The following is a 25,951-nucleotide window of genomic DNA, read 5'->3' as shown; positions in this document are numbered from 1 at the left end:
GAAATAGGCGAAAATCCGCTGATTACCATCGCCGAATCGGCAAATTTCCGCTCACTCTTCCCGGTAATCGCCCCGCTGCAGGCCGTGCCGCTGCATCTTCTCGTTGAGGGTGCGTCGGGGAATCTGCAGCAACGCCATCACCTCGGTGATGTTGCCCCGGCAACGCTGCAGCGCCTGGCGCAGGCACTGTGCCTCGAAGACCTCCATCTGCTGCGCCAGCGAGCCTTGCGGCTGCGCCTCCTCCTCGACCACGGCGATGCCCAGCGCAAAGCGCTCGGCGGCGTTGATCAGCTCGCGCACGTTGCCCGGCCAGTCATGGGCGAGCAGACGCGCCAGACGCGCGGTGGGCAATGCCGGGGGCTGCCGGCCATGGCGCTCGGCCGCCTGCCGGGTGAAGTGCTCGAACAACAGCGGGATGTCCTCGCGGCGCTCGCGCAGCGGCGGGATACGCAGTTCGGCGACATTCAGCCGATACAGCAGGTCTTCGCGGAAACGTCCGGCTCGCACCTCGTCCTGCAGGTCCGGCTTGGCCGCAGCGATCACCCGCAGGTCCACCGCGATGCTGCGATTGGAGCCCAGTCGCTCCAGGCTGCGCTCCTGGATCACGCGCAGCAGCTTGACCTGCTGCGCCAGCGGCATGCTTTCGATCTCGTCGAGGAACAGGCTGCCGCCATCCGCGTGCTCGATGCGTCCGACCCGTCGCGTCTGGGCACCGGTGAAGGCCCCGCTCTCGTGACCGAACAGCTCGCTTTCGAAGATGGTTTCGGGAATCGCCGCGCAGTTGAGCGCGACGAAGGGCTGCGAGGCGCGCGGGCCGAAGTCGTGCAGGCAACGCGCAACGCGCTCCTTGCCGCTACCGGTCTCGCCGCGGATCAGGACGTTGACCGAGGTTTGCGCCAACTCCAGCACCTGTCGGCGCAACTGCTGCATGACCTGGGAAACGCCCAGCAGTTGCGCCTCGATGCCGCTCTGCCCGGCCACCTGCTGACGCAGGCGGCGGTTCTCGCAGACCAGCCGACGCTTGTCCTGGGCGCGGCGCACGCTCTCCAGCAGGCGCTCGGGACTGAAGGGCTTCTCGATGAAGTCATAAGCACCCTGACGCAGCGCCTGTACCGCCATCGGCACGTCGCCATGGCCGGTGAGCAGGATCACCGGCAGCTCCGCATCGAGCGCCTGCAGGCGCTCGAGCAACTGCAGCCCATCCATGCCCGGCATGCGCACATCGCTGACCACCACGCCGGCGAAGTCGCGACTCAGCGCCGCCAGCGCACGGGCGGGGTCCGCCTCGCAACGCACGCTGAGGCCGGACAGCCCCAGCCATTGCTGCACCGCCTCGCGAATCGGCGCCTCGTCGTCGATGAAGATGACTTCGCCATTCATTCTGCTTCCTCCAACACCGGCAAGCGCACCCGGAACAGCGCGCCTTCGGCCTCGTTGCGCACCTCCAGGCTGCCGCCCAGATCGCGCAGGATACCGTAGGACACCGCCAGCCCCAGGCCCAGTCCCTGCCCCACCGGCTTGGTGGTGAAGAAGGGATCGAACACGCTGCCCAGGTTCTCGGCGGCGATACCGCCGCCGGTGTCGGCGACGCTCAGCACCCAGGCCTCGCCCTCGCGCCGGCAGCCGATGCACAGGCGCCGCCGCGCGCGGTCGTGCATCGCATCCACGGCGTTCTGCAGCAGGTTGAGCAAGACCTGCTCCAGGCGGATGGCGTCGCCCCGCACCTGGGCGGCCGGATCCACGTCCACCTGCAGTTCGATACCCTCACCCCGCAGCCGCGGCGCCAACAGTTGCAATGCCTGCTCGACGACGTGCGCCAGCGCCAGGCGCTCGCCCAGACCAGCCGGGCTCTTGCGCGCGAAGGTCTTCAGGTGGCCGGTGAGCGCGGCCATGCGCTCGAGCAGCGATTCGCTGCGTTCGAGCACCTGTTCCGCCTGCTCGCCGCGGCCTTGGGCAAGCAACAGGCGCAGGCTCGCCAACTGCATGCGCATGGCCGTCAGCGGCTGATTCAGTTCGTGCGCCAGTGCCGCGGACATCTGCCCCAGTGCGGCGAGCTTGGCGGCCTGCACCAGTTCGTCCTGGGCGGTGCGCAACTCGGCGGTGCGCGCCTCTACCAGGCTCTCCAGCTCCGCTCGGCTGCGTTGCCGCAGGCGGCGGTTGTGCTGCCGCTGGACCAGGTAGAGCACCAGCAGTGCCAGGGTCATCCACACCCCGGCCGCGGCCAGGCGATAACTGCGCACCACGCCGAGCCCGGCCAGCGGCTCCACCTGCAGCAGGTGCAGCGTCCAGCCCTCCTCGGGCAATGACAGTTGCGTCCACAGATAGTCATGGCGCCCCTCCGGCCCCTCGACGCGGCGCCGGGAGCTACTGCCGTCGAGCGCCTCGCGCAGCTCGATGGAGAGCGGCGAGAGCGGCTGCCCGGCGTACTTGCGCGCCTGCGCGGAGGCCAGTCCGGCGGCGTCGGGCAGTGCGCCCAGGTGCGCGAAGCGCCAGACCGGACGGTTGCTCAGGATGACGATGCGATGCGCGTCCGCCACCAGCAGGATGCCGGGCTGCATCACCCAATCGCGCTGCAGGTGCTCCATCTCCAGCTTCACCACCAGCACGCCGATGAGCACGCCTTGCGCGTCGCGTACCGCCTCGGACAGGAAGTAGCCGGGCACCCCGGTGGTGACACCCACCGCGAAGTAGCGGCCGGAGCCATCGCGCACGGCGTCGCGAAAGTAGGGGCGAAAGGCGTAGTTGTAGCCGACGAAGCTGCTCGGCTCATACCAGTTGCTCGCGGCCAGCGTCTCGCCTTCGGCGTCCAGCAGGTAGAGCACGGTGGAGCCGGCCGCGGCGTTGAGCCGCTGCAAGCGTTCGCTCAGCGCCTGACGGCGCTCGAGGTCCTGCGGCGCCTGCAGAAGTCCGATGATGTCGCGATCCAGCGCCAGCAGCGCCGGCACCGAGCGGAAGCGCTCGACCAGGGTATGGATGTTCTGCGCGTAGAGCTCGAGCTGCGCCAACGCCTCGCCGCCGCGCTCCTGCAGGGTACGACGCTCGGCGTAGCGGCCGGCCAGCCAGCTGCACAGGCAAAGGCCCAGGCCAATGGCCAGGACGATCAGCAGAACACGAGGGCGAACGGGGCGCGGCGGCATGGCTTACCGGGACGATGTTTCGCCGCATGGTAAGGCATGCCACGCGCCGGTGCATCGACCTCAGCGATAGAGGTCGGCGCGACTCCAGGGCACGTCGATGCTGCCGTCCTCGTAAGGTCGCGCGCCGAGTACCTGGTGGATGTTCACCCAGCCACGGGCGAAGGCATAGGAGCAGCCGGCCAGATACAGCCGCCAGATGCGCAGCGCCTGTTCCGGCACCACTGCCGCCGCCTCGTCCAGGCGCGCCTCCAGACGATCACTCCAGAACGCCAGGGTCCGCGCATAATGCAGGCGCAGGCTTTCCGCATCGACCACTTCCAGCCCCGCCTCGGACATGCATCCGCTGATCAACGCCAGGTGCGGCAGCTCGCCATGGGGAAACACGTAGCGATCGATGAAGTCGCCCGCGCCATGCCCCACCGGGCGGCCATCGACGTGCTTGGCGGTGATGCCGTGGTTCATCACCAGCCCTCCGGGGCGGACCGCCTCGAACAGCTTCTGGTTGTACAGCGGCAGGTTGGCATGGCCAACGTGCTCGAACATACCGACGCTGACGACCTTGTCGAAGCGTCCATCGCCGGGCAGGTCGCGGTAGTCCATCAACTCCAGTTGCACGCGGTCGCCCAGGCCCTCCTCGGCGACCCGCTGGCGCGCCAGCTCGAGCTGGGCGCGGCTGAGGGTGATGCCGAACACCTTGGCGCCGTATTCCCGCGCGGCGTAGCGCGAAAGACCGCCCCACCCGCAGCCGACGTCGAGCAGGTAGTCGCCTTCCTGCAGCCGCAGCTTGCGACACAGGTGCTCCATCTTCGCCAGCTGGGCCTGCTCCAGGCTTTCCTCGCCGGTGGGGAAATAGCCGCAGGAATAGACCATCTGCGGATCCAGCCAGAGCCGGTAGAACTCATTGGAAAGATCGTAGTGGTAGGCGATGGCAGCAGCGTCGGTGGCCTTGTCATGGGACTCGTGCAGAACCTCGTCGAGAGGCTCCTCGCCCAGCGCCTCGCAGAGGCGGTCCGCCAGGCCGATGACCTGGCTCATCGGTCCTTCGATATCCAGGCGCCCCTCGACATAGCCGCTACCCAGGGCATCGAGAGACGGATGGTTCAACAGCGAGAGCGTCGCCGGGTCCTTGAGCACCAGGGTCACGACCGGATCGCTACCGACGTCGACTTCCTGGCCATTCCATAGACGAAGCCGCAGGGGTAGTTGCAGATCGCGCAGGCTGTCTGGCATCGATAGCATCGGAACTTCCCTCCTCGTTGCAGAATGTTTCAAGCAACGCTTAAAGGTAGTCCGAATTGATTCGTTGTCACCCTATCGATCCGATAGTCGCGTTCAATCGAAGCGACGGACCTTCCAGTCCAGCAGGCTGCGCCACAGGCAGATACCGACGAAATAGGCGGAAATGGCCAGCCAGAGCCAGCGCAGCGCGCCGGCGGGGGCGCCTTCGCGGAGGATCAGCAACAGGCTGGCGCCCATCCAGGCGAACGTCATGAGGATGTTCAGCGGCATCAGCCGGCGCACCCTGAACGGGTGGATGAACTTCAATTGCGTCAGGGTGAGCGCCGCGAGCACCACGATGATCGCCAGGCTGAGCCACGCGGGTGGTGCCAGCAGGTACAGGTACAGGGCGACGATGTTCCAGGCGGCCGGAAAACCGACGAAGTAGTTGTCCGCGCTCTTCATGTTCAGGTTGCAGAAGCAGAACAGCGAGGACACCAGGATCACGCAAACCATCACCAGCGCACAGTAGTCGGGCAGCTCCACGTAGCGATAGATGAAGATCGCCGGGATGAAGACGTAGGTGAGGTAGTCGATCACCAGGTCCAGGGTCGAGCCGTCGAAGTACGGCAGCATGGTCTTGACGTTGGCGCGGCGGGCGAAGGTGCCATCCAGCCCGTCGACCAGCAGCGCGGCGCCCAGCCACAACAGACAGGCCTGTGGACGGCTCTCGAACAGCGCGAGGGTGGCCATCAGCGCCAGCAACACGCCGGTGGCGGTGATTCCGTGGGCCGACCAGGCGATGGCCCGCTCCAGCTTGGATCCCGCTTTGGAAGTCATAGTCGACACTTGCATAACGCCCTTCGCGATCGTGTGAATTACAGACAGTGGATAACCGTAGCTGGTGCCCGTACATGGTACTACTCGGCTGCGCTTTCGGCATCGCCGTCGCATCGGACTTGCCCGCGAGGCGATGCCGGGCGAAGCTGGGCAATCCCCTCTCGGAGTCCCCCATGCAAGCGCAGGACCTGCAACTGCTGGTCACCCGGCAGATGCCCTTCGGCAAGTACAAGGGACGCCTGCTGGCGGACCTGCCCGGTCATTACCTCAACTGGTTCGCCCGTGCCGGCTTCCCCCCCGGCGAGATTGGCCGTCTGCTGCAACTGATGCAGGAGATCGACCACAACGGCCTGAAACCCCTGCTCGATCCCTTGCGCCAGCGCTGAGTCCGACGCCCGCCAGCGGGCACCGGCGCTCGATGGCGCAGTGCGCCGCCTTGGACCCTGCAACCTGTCGATGCGTCGCAACGCGCTGACCAACGGCAACTGCGTGTCTGACAAAGCGCCGTATGCTGGCCAGACGCCCCCTCCTGCCAGGAGGCGTGCGCCCCGGTCCGCGCATCGCGGACGTCAGAAGTCGGGTGTGTACCCGCCAGGATCATCGAGATGCCTCTCCTGCTTCGCCGCTTGCGCCGCGCCTGGCCGCTCATCGTGTTTTGTCTGGCCCTGTCGCTGGCCATCGCGGGCGCCGCCTGGCTACTGCGTCCTTCCGTCAGCGAGCCGGCCACGGCGCCCGCCGCACTACTGCGGCAATCCCTGGCCCAGCAGCCAGAAGCCTGGAACGCGCACCGCGGCGAACTCTCGGAACTGCTCGAGGACTGGCGCCAGGCCCGCCTCGATGGCGTGATGATCACCGATCAGGCCATCTACGCACGCCTGCGCGATGGCAGCCGCTACTGGCTCGCCGACAACGACGGGCAACTCGCCGGCCTGCTGCTGCAACGCTATGCCGCCGATCCCGAACAGCGCTTCCCACTGGTCCTGGAAAAATCCCCCAGTCAGCTGCGCTTCTGGCTGCTCGGCACCTTGCTGCTCGGCCTGCTGGCACTCGCCGCGACCTTCGCCTGGCGTCAACGACGCCGCGGCGGGGCGCGCCGCAGCGGCCCCGGCTTCGCTGCGGTGATCGGCGCGCAGGAGGCCAAGCAAGCCCTGGGAGACGTGCTCTCCTACCTGCGCGAGCCGCAGCGCTACGCCGCTCTGGGTGCTCGCCCGCCGCGCGGCGTGCTGCTCACCGGCGAGCCCGGCACCGGCAAGACGCAACTGGCCCGGGCGCTGGCCGAGGAATGCGATGCGGCCTTCCTGCAGGTCACCGGCAGCGACTTCTCCTCCATGTATTTCGGCGTCGGCATCGCCAAGGTCCGCGCGCTGTTCCGCGACGCCCGGCGCCTGGCGCCGTGCATCGTGTTCATCGACGAGATCGACGGCATCGGCAAGCGCGCCGAGCAGACCCGCTCCAGCGACGCCGAGGGCAACCGCATCATCAACCGTCTGCTCACCGAACTGGACGGTTTCGAGGACGCCAATGGCGTACTGGTACTCGGCGCCACCAACTTCCCCGACTCACTGGACCCAGCCCTGCTGCGCGAGGGCCGCTTCGACCGGCGCATCGCCGTCGGCCTGCCGGGCCTGGCCGATCGCGAGGCGCTGTTCGCCCTCTACGCCGGTCGCCTGCGCGGCGCAGACGACCTCGACTTCGCCGCCCTGGCACGCGCCAGCATCGGCCTGACCCCGGCAGCCATCGCCTCGATCGCCAATGGTGCGGCGCTGCTCGCCGCCCGCGAAGGCGTAGAGCGGGTCGCCATGGCGCATTTCATCGATGCCATCGAGACCCAGCGCATCGGAGAGAAACCCGACGGCGTTTCGCCGCTGTCGGAGAGTGAACGCAAGCGCATCGCCGTACACGAGGCCGGTCACGCGCTGGTCGCTGCGGCGCTGCGCACCGGCCAGGTGGAGAAGGTCACCATCCTGCCCCGTGGCCAGGCCCTGGGGGTGACCCTGGTGACCCCCGCCGAAGACAAGCGCCTGCACCTGGAATCCGAGTTGCGTGCCCGTATCCGCATGCTGCTGGCCGGGCGCGGCGCCGAGCGGCTGTACTTCGACGAGGTGTCCTCCGGTGCCGGCCAGGACCTGCAGGAAGCCTCGCGCTTGGCATTGTCGATGGTCGGCAGCCTGGGCATGGGCCCCGAGGGCTCGTTGCTGAGCCTGCAGGCGGTGCGCGAGGCGCGCCTGGAACATGACGGCAGCGCAACGCTGGCCGCCGCCGACAACCTGCTACGTACCCTCGACGGCGAGTGCCTGCTGCTGTTGCAGCGCCTGCGCCCGGCGCTGGACGAGGTGGTGGAGCAACTGCTCACCGAGGAAACGGTACCCGGCGAGGCAATCCGCGAGGCCATCGCGCGCTTGCCGTTGCACGACCTGCAGGCGGCGTGCGAAGGGCTTTCCCTGGCCGACCGCGAACCGCTGGCGCGGGTCGCCAGCAGCCGTTTCGATACCCGCGCACCTGGGCCGACGCACCCCGGCGAGAGCGAGGGCGGCCCACGCATGGCTTGAGGCTCGGCGCGTGTCCTGCCTTTTCGTAGCACACGACTCTCCGCTGGATTGGCATCACGCCAGCGGATAGGGCAGTATCACAAGGCTATCACCTCCGAGTCGTTCAGGATGCGCCCAAGGCCTGACGGCCACCATGGACGGAGGCCGAAGCTTCCGCTGTTGACTGCCCTGTTCGTAGTGTTCTGCTGCGCGGTCCTCTCCTGTGCGACCCTGGCGTTGCTCTGGCAGAACCGCCAGCTGCAGTACCTGCAGCTGCAAACCCAAGCCGCCAACCTTGCCAAGGCGGTAGCCAGACAGGCCGAATCCAGTTTCGATCAGACCGATGGGGTGCTGATCAGCACCCTGACCTCGCTCCGCGAGCTACGCGCGCTCAGCAGCGAGCCGCTTTCATCGCAGGCTTTGTCGCGCCTGCTGCAGGCACACCAGCGAACCTTCCGCGGCTTGGACGAACTGCTGCTGATGCAGGACGATGGCCACGTCCTGGCCAGCTCTCGACCGCGCCAGGAGGGCGATGAGGCCGCCGCGAACCTGCAGCCCCTCGACGGCAAGGGCGAGCTGCTGATCGGGCTGCCCTCGCGGGACGCCCGCGGGGACCGGAGTCTTTCGCTCGGCCGCCGGCTGAGCGATCAGCTCCTGCCCGGCGGTGGCTGGATAATCGCGCGCCTGCGTCTGAGCCACTTCACGGACTTCTACACGAGCTTCTCGCTGTCTGCCGACAGCAGCGTTGCCCTGGTCCTCCAGGATGGCCGACTGTTGCTGCGCATGCCGAGTGTCGAACGGGAGATCGGTGACGAGCTGTCCAATACCATCTTCGTCAGGCGAGCCAAGGAAGAACAGCAGGGTACGGCCTCGCATCGCTCGGAGATCGACGGGGTACAGCGCCTGTTCGCCTTCCAGCGCCTGCCCCACTATCCGATGCTGGTCACCGTCGCCCTGGGCGAGCACGCCGCGATGGAGTCCTGGAGCCTTCTGGCACGCTACACCCTCAGCCTGCTCCTGCTGGCGCTCGCGGTATTCGCGCTACTCGGCTGTCATCTGCTGCAGCAGGTGCGCTTGCGGGCGATCGGCGAGCAGGACCTGCAAGACGCCAAGCAGGCCCTGGAAAAGGCCAACGCGGAGCTGGCGGCGCAGGCACTGCACGACGGCCTGACCGGACTCTCGAACCGCTGGCAGCTCGATCAGACCCTCCACCGCGAAGTTGCGCTGGCCCATCGCAACAACTCGCCGCTGGCACTGTTGATGCTCGATATCGATCACTTCAAGGCCTACAACGACCACTTTGGCCATCCCGCCGGTGACCGCTGCCTGCGCAAGGTCGCCCGCTGCCTGGACGAACTGCGCCGCCGACCGGACGACCTCGCCGCACGCTATGGCGGCGAGGAGTTCGTCCTGGTGCTACCCGGTTGTGACGAGCGCGCCGCGCTGGACATCGCCGAGCGCGCCCGCGAGTGCGTCGCGGAATTGAGTATCCAACACCCGCAAGGCCTGGGGGGTTACCTGACGGTGAGTATCGGCGTGGCCCTGAGCCTCGGCGAAACAGCCCCCCAGCAACTGGTGGAGAACGCCGACCGAGCCCTGTACCGCGCCAAGCACGCCGGCCGCAATCGGGTCCAGCTGTTCGAGGGCTAGGGTCTGTTGACGTTTCGTTCACGGCCGCGCCGGTACCTGTTTTGCCGCAAGACAAGGCGCGAGTCGCAACCTTTACCGGGGTAAAGGTAAGAGGAGCAACGCCGTATTGCGGCAAAACAGGTACCGGCCCTTAGGGTTGTGCCAGAAATGGCCTGCGCCGTCGTTGCAGGCTTTGCCAAGGGAATAACCATTGGCTTCAGCCTGCGCCTAGTCGCAGGCCATTTCTGGCGACAACGCGGCTCGCGAACGAAACGTCAACAGACCCTAGGGCTTCAGGCGAACACCTTACCGGGATTGAGCCGCCCTTCGGGGTCCAGGGTGTGCTTTACGGCCTGCATCAGCTGCATCTCCAGGGGATCCTTGAAGCGCGCCGCCGCTTCGCGCTTGGACTGGCCCAGGCCGTGCTCGGCGCTGATGCTGCCGCAGAACGCTGCGGTGTTGCGGTAGATGACCTCGGAGATGGCCTCGCCCTGAGCGCGGAAGGCCGCGTCATCGCTGCCCTCGGGCTTGCTGATGTTGTAGTGCAGGTTGCCGTCGCCAACATGGCCGTAAGAGACGATGCGCACGCCGGGGAAGGTCTCGCGCAGCGCCTCGTCGGTTTGTGCCATGAACCCCGGGATATCGCTCACCGGCACGCTGATATCGTGCTTGAGGCTTGGCCCCTCGTGGTTCTGCGCCTCGGAGATGCCTTCACGCAGGGCCCACAGTGCGCTGGCCTGGCTGCCGCTGCTGGCGATCACCGCATCGCTCACCCAGCCGCCCTCGAAGGCTTCGCCCAGCCCCTGCTCCAGCACCGCCTCCAGGTTCGCCTCGGCAAGGGTGTCGGAGAGCTCCAGGAGCACGTACCAGGGATGCGCCTCGGCGAAGGGATCGTTGCATCCGGCGACATGCCGCAGGACGAAGTCCAGGGCCTGCCGCGACATCAACTCGAAGCCGGTCAGACGGTCGCCACAGAGCCCCTTGAACACACCGATCAGCTCGATGGCCGCGGCGGCGTCGGGCAGCGCAACCCAGGCGGTGGCCCGGCTGCGAATCGCCGGATAGAGCTTGAGCACGGCCGCGGTGATGATTCCCAGGGTACCTTCGGAGCCGATGAACAGTTGCTTGAGGTCATAGCCGGTGTTGTCCTTGCGCAGCCCGCGCAGTCCGTTCCAGACACGCCCGTCCGGCAGCACCAGCTCCAGCCCCAGGGTCAGCTCGCGCATGTTGCCGTAGCGCAGCACCGCGGTTCCGCCCGCATTGGTCGCGAGGTTGCCGCCCACCGTACAACTGCCTTCGGCACCCAGCGACAGCGGAAAGAACTTGCCCGCCTCGGCGGCCGCGTCCTGCAACTGCGCGAGTACCACGCCCGCTTCCACGGTCACCGTCTCGTTGGCGACATCGAGCGCGCGCACGCGCTTCATACGCGTCAGCGAGAGCACCAGTTGCTCGCCTGAGGCGTCCGGGATGGAGGCGCCGCACAGTCCGGTATTGCCCCCCTGGGGAACCACCGCCACCGCATGCTCATGACACAGACGCATCACCGCCGCGACTTCGTCGGTACAGGCAGGTCGTACGACGACGAAGGTGTTCCCGCGATAGGCGTTGCGCCAATCACTGAGGTAGCTCTCCATCCCCTGTTTATCTTCTATCACTCCTATTTCGCCGACGATTACCTTAAGTTCGCTGATGAATTGTGGGCGTGAGATAGCCACGGCACTGCTCCCCGAGTATTGGACTTATTCTGTGCAGAGGGCTAATTGTACGATAACTAGGCGCACTGTCGAGGAAGCCCGCGCCGCGTGCCGCTGGTATTCGAGTTCGCCAGCCGCCAAACTGACCGCTACGCTCACCTTCGGGCGCGCTTCGCGGCATTCCCGCAGCCCTCTACCTGGAGATTTCGTGGTAATGCCTCATGGCCGCCCGCGCTGGACGCTGCGCACTCTGATTTTGGCGTTAGCCTTGCTGACCGCGTTGATCACGCTATTGAACGCATTGCATGCCGGCTACCGGGTCCAGCGGCAGTTGCTCATCGAGGAAACCCTCGAATCCCATCACGCCTACGCCACCAAGCTTGCTGCGAGTACCGATATCTACCTGCAAGCGTCCCTGCAATTGCTGGCGTACAGCGCTTCTGTCCTGTCCGAGCACATCGACGATGCCACGCTCCTGCAGAGCGAGGTGGATCGCCTGCGCCTGCAGGTGGCGAGCTTCAATTCGGTGGTGATCACCGCAGCCAACGGCACCGTACTGGCCATCTCGCCGGAGACACTCGAACTCCGCGGCAAGCAATTGGAGAGCGCCGGGGCGCTGCAGGCCCTGAGCGAGCGTCGTCCGTTGATATCCGCACCCTACCTGTCCGCGGCGAACAACCTGGTGGTGTTCATCTCACAGCCGATCTTCGCCGCCGACGGGCGCTACCTGGGCTATGTCGGCGGCACCATCTACCTGCTCAAGCGCAACATCCTCTACACCCTGCTCGGTGAACATTTCTACGAGGACGGCTCCTACCTCTATGTGGTCGATGCCCACCGGCGCCTGCTCTACCATCCGGACCCCTCGCGCATCGGCGAGATCATCGACGGCAACACCCTGCTCGATCACCTCCCGGCGGCCCAGCACGGGCGCCAGCAACTGACCAACAGTCGCGGGGTGGAAATGCTCGCCGGCTATGCGCGGATTCCCACCGCGGACTGGCTGGTGGTGTCCGCACGTCCCCTGGCGCTGGCCATGCAGCCCCTGCAGGGCCTGATGCTGAACATGATCCTCAAGTCGCTACCGGTGGCCCTGCTGTGCCTGCTCGGCATCTGGTGGTGCTCGCGCATCATCGCCCAACCGTTGCGGCGCCTGGCGGAACAGGCGGACCGCATGGACGACCCGCACAGCGAGCAACGCCTGCGTCCGATCCGGGCCTGGTACCTGGAGGCCAAGGCGCTCAAGCGCGCAATCCTGCAGGGCATCGCCTTGCTCCACGAGCGTATCGGCCAGCTCACCCAGGACGTACAGACCGACCCGCTCACCGGCCTGTTCAACCGCCGGGCCCTGCAACGCGTCGAACTGTGGCAGGCGCAGCGTCGCCCGTTCTCGGTGGTGAGTCTGGACATCGACCACTTCAAGCGCGTCAACGACAGCTATGGCCACGCTGTCGGGGATCTGGTTCTGGCCACCCTCGCCAACTTGATGAGGCGCTGTTCGCGACAGGGCGATCTGCTCTGCCGTGTGGGTGGCGAGGAATTCTGCATGCTGCTGCCGGATACCGACAGCCGCGCCGCCCACCAGGTCGCCGAGCGCCTGCGCCAGCAGGTGGAACAGTATCCAATGCCTGGCGTCGGCCAGCTCACCATCTCCCTCGGGGTTGCCGCGTGGGCCGGAGAGGACGCCTCGCCGGAAGACGCGTTCAAGCGAGCCGACAAGGCACTCTACGAAGCCAAGAGTTCGGGACGCAACCAGGCCCGGCTCGCCTCAGATAGCGACCCACACAGCTAACACACGGCTTTTGCACAGACTTACCCACAGGCAAGTGCCTTCCTGTTTCGGTGCTCCCTGGCAGCGCAGCTCCCCCCTTGCGGAACACGCCGCTCATGCCACGTCCGCCCCCTCTTGCCCTCCCCAGCAGCTCAGGAAGCGGACGCAGGTCGCTCATTGAAATGCCGCGGTCGCACTGGTGGCGACCGCTCTGCGACGGGGTGTCTATGGTCGCTTCGACGGCATGGGCCGTTCGCCTGGCGCTCCGGAGAGACACATGACCCCCATCGATCACAGCCATGCCGTACCCCTTGCCACGTTGCGCAAGGTGATCGCGGCATCCGCCATCGGCAATTTCGTCGAATGGTTCGACTTCGCCGTATACGGCTTTCTCGCGGTGACCATCGCCGCACTGTTTTTTCCACAAGGCGACTCCGCCCTGGCCCTGCTGCAGACCTTCGCGGTGTTCGCCGTGTCCTTCGCCCTGCGCCCGTTGGGTGGAATCGTCTTCGGCAGCCTCGGCGACCGCATCGGGCGCAAGCGCGTGCTCTCCATCACCGTGCTGATGATGGCCGCCTCCACCAGCCTGATCGGCCTGTTGCCGACCTACGCGTCCCTCGGCCTGGCGGCGCCCCTGCTGCTGGCCCTGGCGCGCTGCCTGCAGGGCTTCTCCGCCGGCGGTGAATATGCCGGCGCCTGCGCCTTCGTCATGGAACACGCACCCAGTGAGAAGAAGGCGCGCTACGGCAGCTTCGTTCCGGTCTCCACCTTCCTCGCCTTCGCTTGCGCCGCCGCCCTGGTCTTTCTCCTCGGCGAGGCCCTGGGCAGCGAGGCCATGCAGGCCTGGGGCTGGCGCGTGCCCTTCCTGGTGGCGGCGCCACTGGGCCTGGTCGGCCTGTACATGCGCCTGCGCCTGGACGAGTCGCCCGCCTTCAAGGCGCTGGCCGAGGAGCCCGAACCGGAGCACTCGCCGTTGCGCGAGACGCTGCGTAGCCACGGCGCGACCATTCTCTGCCTGGGCGCGTTCATCTCCGCCACGGCGCTGTCGTTCTACATGTTCACCACCTACCTGAGTACCTACATGCAGGTGGTCGGCGGCGCGGCGCGGCAGACCGCGCTGCTGGCGAGTCTGATCGCCCTGGTGTTCGCCGCTGCGCTGTGCCCCTTCATCGGCCGCCTGTCGGATCGTATCGGCCGCCGCCGGACCATCCTCAATGCCGGCCTGGCCCTGATCATCGCGGTCTACCCAGCCTTCATGCTGGCCGGCTCCGGCGGTCTCTGGCAGTCGGCGCTGGGCGCCATGCTGCTGGCGGTGGGTGCGGTGATCTGCGGCGTGGTGACCGCCGTGTTGCTCTCCGAGCAGTTCCCCACGCGGGTGCGCTACACCGCCTCGGCGTTCACCTACAACGTCGCCTACACGATCTTCGGCGGTACCGCACCGCTGGTGGCCACCTGGCTGATCGAGCAGACCGGCAACCGCATGTCACCGGCCTACTACCTGATCGCCATCGCCCTGCTGGCCCTGCTCGGCGGGCTGGCGCTGCCGGAATCCTCCAAGCGCGTACTGAGCCAACCGATCGGGGCCTGAGCCCAGGCGGCAAGGTTATCCCCAGCGAGTCCGCTTCGCCTCCGCGCCGCGGAGGTGACGCCGACGCGGCAAGGATCATCAGACTCAGCGTCTGCCCTTGCCCCGGAACCTGCCATGCCCGCGTTGTCCCCTCGCCATTTCGCCCCGTTGCTGCTCGCCTGCCTGGGCGCGCCAGCCGCCGCCCAGGACGACGACGAGACCCTGCAGCTGGACGCCATGCAGATCAGTGCCCAGCCGCTGGACGAGCAGGCCCAGGCAGGAAAGGCGCTGGACGAGGTGCCGGGAGCGAACAACCTGGTGGACATGCGCCGTGTCGAGCAGGGGCGGGTGGCCGGCGTCAGCGACGTGCTCGCCTACCAGCCCGGCGTCTACGCCCAGTCGCCGGGCAACGAAGGGGTGAAGGTGAGCATCCGTGGTTCGGGCATCAACCGCGCCACCGGCGCACATGCCTCCGGCGTCCACGTATTGCTCGACGGCCTTCCGCTGACCGGCTCGGGCGGTACGCCCTACGAGCTGCTCGAGCCGCTGTGGATAAGTCGCGCAGAGGTGCTGCGCGGCGCCAACGGCTTCGACAAGGGCGCGCTGGCCCTGGGCGGCGCCGTCGACTACATCAGCCACACCGGCTTCGACGCGCCGAAGCTGCAATTGCGCTACGAGTTGGGCAGCCACGACTACCGCAAACGCAGCCTCGCCTCCGGCCAGGTACTCGGTGATCTCGACTACTACGTCAACCTCACCGACAGCCAGTACGACGGCTACCAGGACCACGCCTCGGGCAACGGCAAGGGCATCGCCGCGAACGTCGGTTACCGCCTCGACGAGAACCTGGAGACGCGCTTCTACCTGCGCTACCGGGAGACCGAGCACGAGACGCCCGGCCGTCTGACGAAAGCGCAGATCGAACACCACCCCAGCCAGGCCAATGCCTACAACCGGAGCATCGACGCCAAGCGCGTGCAACCGGGCAGCACCTGGCTGGCGAACAAGACCACCCTGCAACTGGATGCGGACAGCCGTCTGGAGGTCGGCCTGGCCTATCACCACTATCCGATGGACCTGCGCGAGAGCAGCTACCGTATTCGCGTCGACTACAGCGACGTCAGCGCCAGCCTCGCCTACCACCATCAGCACAGCCTGTTCGGCCTCGCCGCCAACAGCACCCTGGGCTTTCGTAGCACCAGCAACCTGCCGAGCAGCAAATCGCGGGAGAACGCCTACCAGCCACTGACGGCCAGCGGCACGACTTATCCACCGGGCACCCTGATGCGCAAATACATCCACCAGGGCTCGGATAACGTGCTGCACGCCAGCACCGACCTGGAGCTGGTCCCCGACCTCTGGCTGACCACCGGCGTTGCGCTGGTCTACACCCGCCGCCAGGCCGAGGTGACCTGGCCGAGCAACGATGACGCCCTCAGCCAGCACGACTGGGACTTAGCCCCGCGCATCGGCCTGCGCTACCAGCTCGCCCCTTCCGTGCAGTTGTTCGGCAACCTCAGCCGCTCGGTGGAACCGCCGCATCCCTGGTCGATGCTGTGGGGCTCGCCGTACCGCTTCGCAGTCAGCGACCAACCCTGGAGCAACCGCCAGAGCGCCGCCGTGTCGCTGGAAAACCAGACCGCCAGCACACTGGAGCTGGGCGGACGCGGCGACTCGCGGCTGGGACAGTGGTCGCTCGCCGGGTACTACGCACAGGTGCGCCACGAACTGCTCACGGTGGAGATCGAGACCAACGTGTTCGCCGAGTCCAACGCCAGCCCGACCGTCCACCAAGGCATCGAGGCGAGCCTCGACAGCGCCCTCTGGCAAGGCCCGAACGGCACGCTCTCGCTGCGTCAGGCCTACACCTTCAGCGACTTCCACTACCGTGACGACGAGCGCTTCGGCAGCAACCAGCTACCCGGCCTGCCCCGCCACTACTACCAGGCCGAACTGCGCTACGACTTCGCCAACGGCTTCTACCTCGGGGTCAACGGCCAGTACGCCAGCAAGGTCGCGGTGGACTACGCCAACTCCTACTACGCCGATGCCTACGCGCTGTTCGGCGCCACCCTCGGCTACGCCGCGCCAAAGGGCGACTGGCAGGGCTGGCTGGACCTGCGCAACCTGACCCACCAGCGCTACGCCGCCACCGTCACCCCCGGCTACGATGACAACGGCACGGACGCCGCGCGCTCCACACCCGGCGAGGGCTTCGGGGTGTATACCGGCGTGTCCTGGAGTTGGTTGTAGCTAGTCCAGCTCCTGGCAGAGCATCTCGAGAAACGCCGCGACGCCCTTGGGCAGTGTGCGCCCGGCCAGGGTCTGGACCTCGATGGTGCGTGCGCTCATCTCGCGGTCCTTGATCGGCAGCACCACCAGGCGCTCACGGTCGCTGTGGTGGCGCACCGAGAGCTCGCCGAACAGGGTCACTCCGCCGCCGGTGGCGGAAAAGGCGATCAGCGCATTGACGTAGTTGCTCACCATCACCGGTTCGATCAGCAGGCCCTGGCGGCTGCAGGCAATGTCGAACAGGTTGCGCAGGTTGGTGTTCTCCTGGGGCAGGCCCAGCGGGTAGTGCGCCAGCTGTGCCAGGGTGACCTGCTGCTTGCCCGCCAGCGGGTGATCGGCACTCATCACCGCATGCACCGGCGCCATGCTGCGCTTCTCCACGCGGATGCCACGCACCGGCGGCGGGCTCAGGGTCAGGCCGATGTCCGAGATACCCTCCTGCACGCGGCGGGTGACGTTGCTGTTGGAACAGGCGATCAGCTCGAAGTGGATGCCGCTGTAGCGTTCGCGGAAGCGGCTGATCAGCTGTGGCAGGAAGTAGGTCGCCGGCCCCTCGATGCTGGAGATGCGCACGCTGCCCTTCTGGATGCCTTCGAGGCCGGTGATCTCGTTGACCACCCGCAGCGCCTCCAGGCGCGCCTTGCGCGCATGGTCGGCAAGCAGTTCGCCGGAGGGCGACAGGCGCATCCCGGATTTGCTGCGCTCGAACAACTGGGTATCCAGCTCCGCCTCCAACCGGGCGATCTGCCGGCTCACCGCCGAAGGCGCCACGTGCAGTTGAACCGAAGCCTTGTTGATCGAACCGTGCCGCACCACCGCCAGGAAGTAGCGCAATGCCGTATCGACCAGAACCTTCTCTGCCATCTCCGCGCTCCAGGGGCTTTTCAGGTATTGCCGAAAAGGCAATACCACTTTCGAAAAATGCATCTAACGACATGATCGAAGCGAACGCTAGTATCGCCTTCGACCCATGAGTCATGCACTCACCACGAAGACCTGCTGAAGGGGTACCAGACGATGTACGAGTCGAACGCCAAGCGCCGCGCTCCACGGCGCCACACGTTGTTCGCCAGCCTGGCGATGGCCGGCGCGCTGTCGCTGACCGCGCAGGCCCAGGCCGAAACCACCGTGCATGCGGTGATGCACGCGGCGCTGCGCGCGCTGGACCCGGTCGCCAGCAGCGCGACCATCGCCCGCAACTACGGCTACATGGTCTACGACACCCTGATCGGGATGGACGGCGACAACCAGATCCAGCCGCAGATGGCCGACTGGAAGGTCTCCGACGATGGCCTGAGCTACACCTTCACCCTGCGCGATGGCCTGCTCTGGCATGACGGCACCCCGGTGACCTCCCGCGACTGCGTGGCCTCGCTCAAGCGCTGGGGCGTGTTCGACGCCGGCGGCAAGCTGCTGATGGCCAACGTCGAGAGCCTGGAGCCGATCGACGACAAGCGCTTCGTGCTCAAGCTCGCGCGGCCCTTCGGCGACACCCTCGACCTGCTCGCCAAACCGTCCTCGGTGGCGCCGTTCATCATGCCCGAGAAGGTCGCCTCGGCCGCGCCCGGCCAGCCACTGGCCAACCACATCGGCTCCGGCCCGTTCCGCTTCGTCGATGCCGAATTCCAGCCGGGCGTGAAGGCGGTGTTCGAGAAGTTCACCGACTACCAGCCGCGCAGCGAAGCCCCGAGCGGTACCGCTGGCAGCAAGCAGGTCTACGTGGACCGCGTCGAGTGGATCAACATGCCGGACATGCAGACCACGGTGAACGCCATCAACAGCGGCGACATCGACTACATCGAGCGCACCCCCTTCGACCTGCTGCCGCTGCTCGAAGGCAATTCCGAGATCACCAGCGAAGTGCTCGACAAGCTCGGCATGCAGACCGTCGGTCGCATGAACTTCCTGCAGCCGCCCTTCGATGACCTGCGCATCCGCCGCGCCGCACTGCTGGCGATCAAGCAGAAGGACGTGCTCGCCGCGCTGGTCGGCGACCCACGCTACTACCAGCTGTGCGGCTCGGTGTTCGGCTGCGGTACCGCGCAGAGCACCGAGATCGGCGCCGACTCGCTGATCAAGGACGGCAACCTGGCCGAGGCGCAGAAACTGCTCAAGGAAGCCGGCTACCAGAACACCCCGGTGGTCATCCTGCAGCCCTCCGACGTCGGCACCCTGGCGCCGCAACCGCTGGTGGTCGCGCAGCAACTGCGCAAGGCCGGCTTCAACGTGGAACTGCGGCAGATGGACTGGCAGACCCTGGTCAGCCAGCGTGCCAGCAAGAAAGCCCCCTCCGAGGGCGGCTGGAACATGATGTTCACCAACTTCGCGGTGGACAGCATCTGGAGCCCGGCGGTGAACCCGACGCTGATCGCCACCGGCGGCGACGATGCCTGGTTCGGCTGGCCGAAGGACGAGCACATGGAGCAGCTGCGCCGCGAGTTCTCGCTGTCCTCCGATCCGGCGCAGCGCAAGGCACTGGCCGAAGCCGTGCAGAAGGAAGCCATGGACCAGGTGATCATCGTCCCGCTGGGGCAGTTCCAGAACGTCACCAGCTGGCGCAACGACCTCAGCGACATCGTCCACGGCACCGTCACCGCCTTCTGGGGCATGAAGAAGGCCGACTGACGCCGTAGCGCCCCACACGGGGCGCTCACGCTCGTTCGCATCCTCCGGGAGTCACCATGTTCAGTTACTTCATCCGCCGTCTGCTGACCGCCATCCCGGTCATGCTGGTGGTCGCCCTCAGCGTGTTCCTGCTGCTGCGCCTGGCGCCAGGCGACCCGGCGACGATCATCGCCGGCGACATGGCCAACCCGGAGCAGGTCGCCAACATTCGCCGCGCCCTGGGCCTGGACGAGCCGATCCTGACCCAGTTCCTGCTCTGGCTCGGCAACCTGCTGCACGGCGACTTCGGCACCTCGCTGATCTCCCAGACCTCGGTCAGCGGGATGATCGCCCAGCGCCTGGAGCCCACCGTCAGCCTCGCCGTGGCGGCCATCCTGATCACCGTGCTGATCTCCGTGCCGCTGGGGGTGATCGCCGCCTGGCGCCAAGGCAGTTGGATCGACAACCTGGTGATGTCCAGTTCGGTGGTGGGCTTCTCGGTACCGGTCTTCGTCATCGCCTACCTGCTGATCCAGGTCTTCGCCATCGAGCTGAAATGGCTGCCGGTACAGGGCTTCCGCGGCCTCGACAAAGGCCTCGGCGAATTCCTCTCGCGACTGGTACTGCCGGCGCTGACGCTGTCCTCGGTGTACATCGCGCTGATCGCCCGGATGACCCGCGCCAGCGTGCTCGAAGTGCTGCGCGAGGACTACATCCGCACCGCCCGCGCCAAGGGCCTGAGCCAACGCGTGGTGCTGTTCCGCCACGCCCTGCGCAACGCCGCGGTGCCGATCCTCACGGTAGTCGGCGCCGGCTTCGCGCTGATGGTCTCCGGCGTGGTGGTCACCGAAAGCGTGTTCAACATCCCCGGGCTCGGCCGCCTGATCGTGGATGCGGTGCTGGCCCGCGACTACCCGGTGATCCAGGCACTGATCCTGCTCACCGCCGGCCTCTACGTGGTCATCAATCTGCTGATCGACCTGTCCTACGCGATCACCGACCCGAGGATCCGCTACTGATGAGCCAGACGACTTATCCACAGGCGCGGACGATGCCCCGCCTGCTCGCCGGCCTCGTCCGCAAGCGCCCGCGCGGCGCCACCCTGGCGGCGACGCTGGTGCTCGCGCTGATCGTGCTGATGGCGCTCTTGGCACCCTGGCTGACCCACTACGACCCCACCGAGATCGCCCCGGCGCAACGCCTGCAAGGCATGAGCGCGGAGCACTGGCTGGGCACCGACGCCTACGGCCGCGATCTCTTCGCGCGGGTCATCTACGGCGCGCGGGTGTCGCTGACGGTGGGCGCCGGCGTGGCCATCGCCACGCTGCTGGTCGGCTTGCCGCTGGGTCTGCTGGCCGGTTACTTCCGCAGTATCGACGCGCTGCTGATGCGCTTCATGGATGGCCTGATGGCGATCCCGGGGATTCTCGCGGCGATCGCCATCGTCTCGCTGACCCACGCCAGCCTGTGGACGCTGATGATCGCCATCATGATTCCGGAGATTCCCCAGGTGGTGCGGCTGATCCGCTCGCAAGTGCTGTCGATCCGCGAGGAAGCCTTCGTCGAGGCGGCCGTGCTGATGGGCACGCCGACGCCGACGATCATCTGGCGGCACCTGATGCCCAACACCCTGGCTCCGCTGATCGTGCAGTGCACCTACATCTGCGCGGCGGCGATCCTCACCGAGTCGACCCTGTCGTTCCTCGGCGTGGGCCTGAGTTCGGAGACCCCGACCTGGGGCAACATCATGGCCGACGGACGCATCTTCTTTCAGCTCAAGCCGTCGCTGATCTTCTGGGCCGGCCTGTTGCTGTCGCTGTGCATCCTGTCGATCAACCTGCTCGGCGATGCGGCGCGCGACGCCCTCGATCCGAAGATGCAGCGCCGGGAGGGCTGAGCATGAATGATCCACGTCCCGTCTTGCAGGTGGAAAACCTGCAGGTGGAAACCCTCGGGGGCAGCCCGCGACCGATCCTCAAGGGCATCTCCTTCGAGATCCACGCCGGCGAAACCCTGTGCCTGGTCGGCGAGAGCGGCTCGGGCAAGTCGGTGTCCTCGCTGACCGCCATGGGCCTGCTGCCGCAGGGCGCCCTGCGCGCCAGCGGCGGACGCATCCTGCTCGATGGCGAAGACCTGTTGCAGGCCTCGCCGGCCCGCCTGGCCGAACTGCGCGGCAGCCGCATGGCGATGATCTTCCAGGAGCCGATGACCGCACTGAACCCGGTGCTGACGGTCGGCCGACAGCTGGACGAAGTGCTCGCCCAGCACACCCGCGACAACGCGGCGACCCGGCGCGAGCGGGTGCTGGCCGCCCTCGACCAGGTACACCTGCCGGATATCCAGCGCATCTACGAAAGTTATCCACACCAACTGTCCGGCGGCCAGCGCCAACGCATCATGATCGCCATGGCGCTGCTGCTCGAACCGCGGCTGTTGATCGCCGACGAACCGACCACAGCGCTGGACGTCACCACCCAGCACCAGATCCTCAGGCTGATCCGCGAGCTGCAGGAAAAGCACGGCACGGCGGTGCTCTTCATTACCCACGACATGGGCGTGGTGGCGGACATCGCCGATCGCGTCTGCGTCATGCACTTCGGCACCCTCGTCGAGCAGGGCCCGCTGCGCCAGGTACTGGCCACGCCGAAGGAACGCTATACCCGAGACCTGCTGGCGGCAGTACCGAGCCTGACACCGCGTGCTCCGCGCCCGGCGAGCGGGCCACGGGTGGTGCTCGATGTCGCCGAGCTGCACAAGGTTTACGCCGGTCCGCGTCGCCTCTGGCGCCGCCAGCGGGTCGGCACAGCCGCCGTGCAGAACGTCAGCTTCCAGCTCCAGGAAGGGCGCACCCTGGGCATCGTCGGCGAGTCGGGCTCGGGCAAGTCGACCGTCGCACGCTGCGTGATGCGCCTGATCGATCCGTCCTCCGGTGCCATCCGCGTCGCCGGTCAGGACATCTCCGAGCTGAGCCCGGCGGCGCTCAAGCCCCATCGGCAGCGTATCCAGATGATCTTCCAGGACCCCTATCGCTCGCTCAATCCGCGCCGCAGCGTCGGCCAGAGCCTGATCGAAGGGCCGATGAACTACGGCGTGCCACGCGAGCAGGCACTGGCCCGCGCGGCCGAGTTGCTGACCCTGGTCGGCCTGCCGGCGGATGCCCTGGAGCGCTTCCCGCACCAGTTCTCCGGAGGCCAGCGCCAGCGCATCGCCATCGCCCGCGCGCTGGCCATGGAGCCCGCGGTGATCGTCGCCGACGAGGCGGTCTCCGCCCTCGACGTGTCGGTGCAGGCGCAGGTGCTGGAATTGCTCGACGACATCCAGAAACGCCTGGGCATCGCCGTGCTGTTCATTACCCATGACCTGCGCGTGGCCGCGCAGATCTGCGACGACGTACTGGTGATGCAGCGCGGCCAGGTGGTCGAGTACGGCCCCGCGCAGCAGGTGCTGGGCGCACCGAAGGCCGAGTACACGCGCCAGCTGATCGAAGTCGCGCCCGGTCGTTCCTGGGACTTCGCCGCCTTCGCCCCCGCCTCCTGATTCGCTGCGGCGCCGCTGGCGCCGCCTTTCATTCCGCTCGAACGAGAACCCTCACATGCAACCCTGCGATTTGAGTGCCCAGCAAGCGCGCCGCCTGCTGGCGAGCAAGAAACTCTCCGCCGTGGAACTGGCGGACAGCTGCATCGCCCGCGCCGAAGCGGTCAATCCAGCCGTCAACGCGCTGGTCGCCGACGACTACCGCAACATGCGCCTGGCCGCCCGTGAGGCGCAACGCGCCATCGACCGTGGCGACACCCTCGGCGCCCTGCACGGCCTGCCGCTGTGCGTGAAGGACATGGTCGACGTCAAAGGCCTGCCGACCACCTTCGGCAGCACGATCTACGCCGACAACATCGCCAGCGGCGACGACCCGATGGTCGCCCAGTTGCGCGGCGCCGGCGCGTTGATCATGGCCAAGGCCAACAACCCCGAGTGGAGCGCCGGCGGCAACACCCGCAACGCGGTCTACGGGGTCACCGCCAATCCCTTCGACCTGACCCGCTCGGCGGCGGGCTCCTCCGGCGGCTCGGCGGTGGCGCTGGCCTGCGGCATGGCCCCGCTGGCGACCGGCTCGGACACCGGCGGCAGCCTGCGCAATCCGGCCGCGTTCAACGCGGTGGTGGGTTTTCGCGCAACCCCCGGCCTGGTGCCGGGACACAGCCGTCCGCTGGGCTTGCTGCCGATGTCGATCAACGGGCCGATGGCACGTACGGTCGGCGACGTCGGCCTGATGCTCTCCTCGATGATCCGCGCGGACCGCCGCGATCCCTGGGTGCCGGTGATCGACGGCGCGCTGGCCCACGACGCCAGCGCCTATCGCCAACTGCCGCCGGTGGATCTGTGCAGCGCCAAGGTCGCGGTGACCAGCGACTTCGGCTTCACCCTCACCGAACGCCTGGTGGCCGACAGCCTGGCCGACAAGCTCGCGCGCTTCGGCCATGTCTTCGCCCAGTGCGACGACGCCCACCCGGACTGCAGCGATGCCGACGACACCTTCGCGGTGATCCGCGCCCTGGGCTTCTCCGGCCATCACCGCGATCTGTTGTACCGGCACCCGGAGCAGATGGGCCCGAACATCACCGACAACATCCGTGAAGGCGAGAGCTACTCGGCGCTCGACGTGGTCCGTGCGCTGGGCAACCAAACGCAACTGTACCGCCGCTGGCAGGCATTCTTCGAGGAGCACGACTTCATCCTCGCGCCGACCACCACCATCAGCCCGCGCGACTGGCACGAGCTGTACCCCGAGCAGATCGATGGCCGCCCGACACAGAGCTACTATCACTGGCTGTCGCTGGCCTACGCCTCGACCCTCGCCGGGCATCCGTCGGTGACCCTGCCCGCCGGGCGCGACCGCAACGGCATGCCGTTCGGTCTGCAGATCATCGGCCGTCGTGGTAGCGACCTGCAGACCCTGGCGTTCGCCGCGGAGCTGGAGGCCTTGTTCGCCGAAGACGCCGAACTGCGCCGCCCGCAGGTCGACCTGGACTACCTCACGCGAGCCACGCCACTGCGCGAAGCCGAAGGCTTTCTCGGTTTCGCCTGAGCCAACTTATCCACAGGAGCGGGTCATGACCGATTCCCCCGAACAACGCTGGCTGGCGGATGCTGCCGCGCGCCATGACACTCAACTCGAACGCCTGCGCGAAGCGCGCGAAACTCTGTGGATCAATCCGCTGCGCCAGCCCTTCGACGGCGTACGTAATCAGTTGCCCTTGGGCCCGGCGGACATCGATGACGCCGCCCAGCGTCTGCAGCGCTTCGCCGCGTACTTCCGTGCGGTGTTTCCGCAGACGGCGGTAAGCGACGGCATCATCGAATCGCCGCTGCGGCGGATTCCCCGGGCGGCCACGCGGCTGGCCGAATGGCTGGGCACCGAGACGCCGGCACAGCTGTGGATGAAATGCGACAGCGAGCTGCCGATCTCCGGTTCGATCAAGGCCCGTGGCGGCTTCTACGAAGTGCTGCTGCATGCCGAGCAACTGGCGCTGGAACACGGTCTGCTGCAACCAGGCGATGACTACGCCGGCTTCGCCAGCGATGCATTCCGTGCGCTGTTCGCCGAGCATTCGATCATGGTCGGCTCCACCGGCAACCTCGGCCTGAGCATCGGCATCCTCAGCGCCCAGCTGGGCTTTCGCGTCACCGTGCATATGTCCGCCGACGCCCGCGAGTGGAAGAAGGCGCTGCTGCGCAGCAAGGGCGTGACGGTGATCGAATACGCCTCCGACTACAGCGTGGCGGTGACCCAGGGCCGCGCCGAAGCGGCCAGCCTGCCACGCTGCCATTTCGTCGACGACGAAGATTCCACCGCGCTGTTCCTCGGTTACGCGGTGGCGGCGCAACGTCTGCAGGCGCAGTTCCAGGCGCAGGGCCTGGTTGTGGATAACGCCCATCCGCTGATCGTCTACCTGCCCTGCGGCGTCGGCGGCGGTCCCGGCGGCGTGGCGTTCGGCTTGAAGCAGGTGTTCGGCGACGCGGTGCACTGTTTCTTCGTCGAACCCACCCATTCGCCGTGCATGCTGCTGGGCATGCACAGCGGCCTGCACAATTGCATCAGCGTGCAGGACCTGGGGCTGGACAATCTGACCTGTGCCGACGGCCTGGCAGTGGGCCGCGCCTCGGCATTCGTCGGACGGGTGATGGAGCCGCTGCTCGAGGGCATCTACACGGTGACCGACGAGCACCTCTTCGCCTGCCTGGCGCAATTGCGCGACAGCGAGGGTCTGGCCCTGGAGCCTTCGGCGGTCGCCGGCGCCAGCGGCTTCGCCCGACTCGCCTCGCAGCAGGACGCGTTGCCGGAGGCGCTGGCCCACATCGACCTGGCGCGCGATGCAACGCACCTGATCTGGGCCACGGGCGGCAGCATGGTGCCGGAGGAGGAGATGCAGGCCTACTACGCCCGCGGCAAGGCGTTGCTGTAGAACCTGTTGCGCTGCGACACGCCACCTATACTGGCAGCAAGCCGCTCTCCTGGAGGATGACCTCCGCCGGGAGGGTCTAGGGCCTGTTCCCGTTTCATTCGCGAACAGCGTTGTCGCCAGAAATGGTCTGCGGTTAGGCGCAGGACGCAGCCAATGGCCACTCCCTTGGCAAGTCCTGCAACGACAGCGCAGGCCATTTCTGGCACAACC

At 67.1% G+C, this 25,951-nt stretch carries 18 protein-coding genes; 12 read left to right on the top strand and 6 right to left on the bottom strand.

Features of this window, described 5'->3' with window-relative positions; translation table 11 throughout:
• Nucleotides 1-51: 51 nt before the first annotated feature.
• From ACYRGX_RS03275 to pcsA, 4 genes are all read right to left on the bottom strand, one after another.
• Nucleotides 52-1,380, bottom strand: coding sequence for a sigma-54-dependent transcriptional regulator (locus ACYRGX_RS03275; protein ID WP_473055183.1), 1,329 nt, complete (start codon nt 1,378-1,380; stop codon nt 52-54).
• A complete protein-coding gene (locus ACYRGX_RS03270) occupies nt 1,377-3,137 on the bottom strand; it encodes a sensor histidine kinase (protein WP_473055182.1) in 1,761 nt (586 codons plus the stop codon). Before ACYRGX_RS03270 ends, ACYRGX_RS03275 begins: the two co-directional genes overlap by 4 nt.
• A gap of 60 nt (nt 3,138-3,197) precedes the next feature.
• A complete protein-coding gene (cfaB, locus tag ACYRGX_RS03265; RefSeq protein ID WP_473055181.1) occupies nt 3,198-4,376 on the bottom strand; it encodes a C17 cyclopropane fatty acid synthase CfaB in 1,179 nt (392 codons plus the stop codon).
• 93 nt (nt 4,377-4,469) lie between these two features.
• A complete protein-coding gene (pcsA, locus tag ACYRGX_RS03260; protein ID WP_473055180.1) occupies nt 4,470-5,195 on the bottom strand; it encodes a phosphatidylcholine synthase in 726 nt (241 codons plus the stop codon).
• 173 nt (nt 5,196-5,368) lie between these two features.
• Between pcsA and ACYRGX_RS03255 the strand changes: the two genes are divergently transcribed.
• The 3 genes from ACYRGX_RS03255 (at nt 5,369) to ACYRGX_RS03245 (ending at nt 9,373) form a co-directional block, all read left to right on the top strand.
• Entirely contained in the window at nt 5,369-5,581 is a 213-nt protein-coding gene (locus tag ACYRGX_RS03255; RefSeq protein ID WP_473055179.1) for a DUF3820 family protein, read from the top strand.
• Between the two features lie 219 nt (nt 5,582-5,800).
• Entirely contained in the window at nt 5,801-7,744 is a 1,944-nt protein-coding gene (locus tag ACYRGX_RS03250; RefSeq protein WP_473055178.1) for an AAA family ATPase, read from the top strand.
• 159 nt (nt 7,745-7,903) lie between these two features.
• The gene (locus ACYRGX_RS03245) at nt 7,904-9,373 is read left to right on the top strand and encodes a GGDEF domain-containing protein (protein WP_473055177.1); all 1,470 of its coding nucleotides are present in this window, start codon (nt 7,904-7,906) and stop codon (nt 9,371-9,373) included.
• Between the two features lie 272 nt (nt 9,374-9,645).
• Here ACYRGX_RS03245 and ACYRGX_RS03240 read toward each other — a convergent pair whose 3' ends face one another.
• Nucleotides 9,646-10,986 carry an FAD-binding oxidoreductase gene (locus tag ACYRGX_RS03240; RefSeq protein WP_473055176.1) on the bottom strand — a complete coding sequence of 447 codons (1,341 nt, stop codon included), beginning with the start codon at nt 10,984-10,986 and terminating at the stop codon, nt 9,646-9,648.
• A 274-nt stretch (nt 10,987-11,260) separates the two neighbouring features.
• Here ACYRGX_RS03240 and ACYRGX_RS03235 point away from each other — a divergent pair, with 274 nt between their 5' ends.
• The 3 genes from ACYRGX_RS03235 to ACYRGX_RS03225 all read left to right on the top strand — a co-directional run bounded on the left by ACYRGX_RS03235 (nt 11,261) and on the right by ACYRGX_RS03225 (nt 16,637).
• Nucleotides 11,261-12,838: a GGDEF domain-containing protein gene (locus tag ACYRGX_RS03235; protein WP_473056626.1), complete on the top strand. Its 1,578-nt coding sequence runs from the start codon at nt 11,261-11,263 to the stop codon at nt 12,836-12,838.
• Between the two features lie 256 nt (nt 12,839-13,094).
• Nucleotides 13,095-14,405, top strand: coding sequence for an MFS transporter (locus tag ACYRGX_RS03230; protein ID WP_473055175.1), 1,311 nt, complete (start codon nt 13,095-13,097; stop codon nt 14,403-14,405).
• A 114-nt stretch (nt 14,406-14,519) separates the two neighbouring features.
• Nucleotides 14,520-16,637 (top strand): TonB-dependent receptor family protein, encoded by a 2,118-nt coding sequence (locus ACYRGX_RS03225; RefSeq protein WP_473055174.1) that lies wholly within the window; start codon nt 14,520-14,522, stop codon nt 16,635-16,637.
• Here the strand turns inward: ACYRGX_RS03225 and ACYRGX_RS03220 are convergent, their stop codons facing one another.
• Nucleotides 16,638-17,540: a LysR substrate-binding domain-containing protein gene (locus ACYRGX_RS03220; protein ID WP_473055173.1), complete on the bottom strand. Its 903-nt coding sequence runs from the start codon at nt 17,538-17,540 to the stop codon at nt 16,638-16,640.
• A gap of 153 nt (nt 17,541-17,693) precedes the next feature.
• Here ACYRGX_RS03220 and ACYRGX_RS03215 point away from each other — a divergent pair, with 153 nt between their 5' ends.
• The 6 genes from ACYRGX_RS03215 to ACYRGX_RS03190 are packed head-to-tail and all read left to right on the top strand — an operon-like array spanning nt 17,694 to nt 25,741.
• Entirely contained in the window at nt 17,694-19,301 is a 1,608-nt protein-coding gene (locus ACYRGX_RS03215; protein ID WP_473055172.1) for an ABC transporter substrate-binding protein, read from the top strand.
• Between the two features lie 56 nt (nt 19,302-19,357).
• On the top strand, nt 19,358-20,299 hold the full coding sequence (locus tag ACYRGX_RS03210; protein WP_473055171.1) for an ABC transporter permease: 942 nt from the start codon (nt 19,358-19,360) through the stop codon (nt 20,297-20,299).
• Complete coding sequence (locus ACYRGX_RS03205; RefSeq protein WP_473055170.1) at nt 20,299-21,177, top strand: ABC transporter permease; 879 nt, start codon at nt 20,299-20,301, stop codon at nt 21,175-21,177. The genes ACYRGX_RS03210 and ACYRGX_RS03205 overlap by 1 nt, the downstream gene beginning before the upstream one ends.
• A gap of 2 nt (nt 21,178-21,179) precedes the next feature.
• Nucleotides 21,180-22,817, top strand: coding sequence for an ABC transporter ATP-binding protein (locus tag ACYRGX_RS03200; RefSeq protein ID WP_473055169.1), 1,638 nt, complete (start codon nt 21,180-21,182; stop codon nt 22,815-22,817).
• A 55-nt stretch (nt 22,818-22,872) separates the two neighbouring features.
• Nucleotides 22,873-24,363, top strand: coding sequence for an amidase (locus tag ACYRGX_RS03195; RefSeq protein ID WP_473055168.1), 1,491 nt, complete (start codon nt 22,873-22,875; stop codon nt 24,361-24,363).
• A 25-nt stretch (nt 24,364-24,388) separates the two neighbouring features.
• Entirely contained in the window at nt 24,389-25,741 is a 1,353-nt protein-coding gene (locus tag ACYRGX_RS03190; protein WP_473055167.1) for a D-serine ammonia-lyase, read from the top strand.
• Nucleotides 25,742-25,951: the final 210 nt, after the last annotated feature.

Source organism: Pseudomonas sp. R4-15, assembly GCF_055768815.1.
This window is presented reverse-complemented; position numbering and strand designations above follow the sequence as displayed.

Excerpts from the sequence above, each read along its gene's own strand:
- ACYRGX_RS03220 (WP_473055173.1), bottom strand. The coding sequence starts at position 17,540 with ATGGCAGAGAAGGTTCTGGTCGATACGGCATTGCGCTACTTCCTGGCG.
- ACYRGX_RS03275 (WP_473055183.1), bottom strand. The coding sequence starts at position 1,380 with ATGAATGGCGAAGTCATCTTCATCGACGACGAGGCGCCGATTCGCGAG.
- ACYRGX_RS03200 (WP_473055169.1), top strand. The coding sequence starts at position 21,180 with ATGAATGATCCACGTCCCGTCTTGCAGGTGGAAAACCTGCAGGTGGAA.
- ACYRGX_RS03255 (WP_473055179.1), top strand. The coding sequence starts at position 5,369 with ATGCAAGCGCAGGACCTGCAACTGCTGGTCACCCGGCAGATGCCCTTC.
- ACYRGX_RS03250 (WP_473055178.1), top strand. The coding sequence starts at position 5,801 with ATGCCTCTCCTGCTTCGCCGCTTGCGCCGCGCCTGGCCGCTCATCGTG.
- cfaB (WP_473055181.1), bottom strand. The coding sequence starts at position 4,376 with ATGCTATCGATGCCAGACAGCCTGCGCGATCTGCAACTACCCCTGCGG.
- ACYRGX_RS03215 (WP_473055172.1), top strand. The coding sequence starts at position 17,694 with ATGTACGAGTCGAACGCCAAGCGCCGCGCTCCACGGCGCCACACGTTG.
- ACYRGX_RS03210 (WP_473055171.1), top strand. The coding sequence starts at position 19,358 with ATGTTCAGTTACTTCATCCGCCGTCTGCTGACCGCCATCCCGGTCATG.
- pcsA (WP_473055180.1), bottom strand. The coding sequence starts at position 5,195 with ATGACTTCCAAAGCGGGATCCAAGCTGGAGCGGGCCATCGCCTGGTCG.
- ACYRGX_RS03205 (WP_473055170.1), top strand. The coding sequence starts at position 20,299 with ATGAGCCAGACGACTTATCCACAGGCGCGGACGATGCCCCGCCTGCTC.
- ACYRGX_RS03190 (WP_473055167.1), top strand. The coding sequence starts at position 24,389 with ATGACCGATTCCCCCGAACAACGCTGGCTGGCGGATGCTGCCGCGCGC.
- ACYRGX_RS03235 (WP_473056626.1), top strand. The coding sequence starts at position 11,261 with ATGCCTCATGGCCGCCCGCGCTGGACGCTGCGCACTCTGATTTTGGCG.
- ACYRGX_RS03195 (WP_473055168.1), top strand. The coding sequence starts at position 22,873 with ATGCAACCCTGCGATTTGAGTGCCCAGCAAGCGCGCCGCCTGCTGGCG.
- ACYRGX_RS03270 (WP_473055182.1), bottom strand. The coding sequence starts at position 3,137 with ATGCCGCCGCGCCCCGTTCGCCCTCGTGTTCTGCTGATCGTCCTGGCC.
- ACYRGX_RS03225 (WP_473055174.1), top strand. The coding sequence starts at position 14,520 with ATGCCCGCGTTGTCCCCTCGCCATTTCGCCCCGTTGCTGCTCGCCTGC.
- ACYRGX_RS03230 (WP_473055175.1), top strand. The coding sequence starts at position 13,095 with ATGACCCCCATCGATCACAGCCATGCCGTACCCCTTGCCACGTTGCGC.
- ACYRGX_RS03240 (WP_473055176.1), bottom strand. The coding sequence starts at position 10,986 with ATGGAGAGCTACCTCAGTGATTGGCGCAACGCCTATCGCGGGAACACC.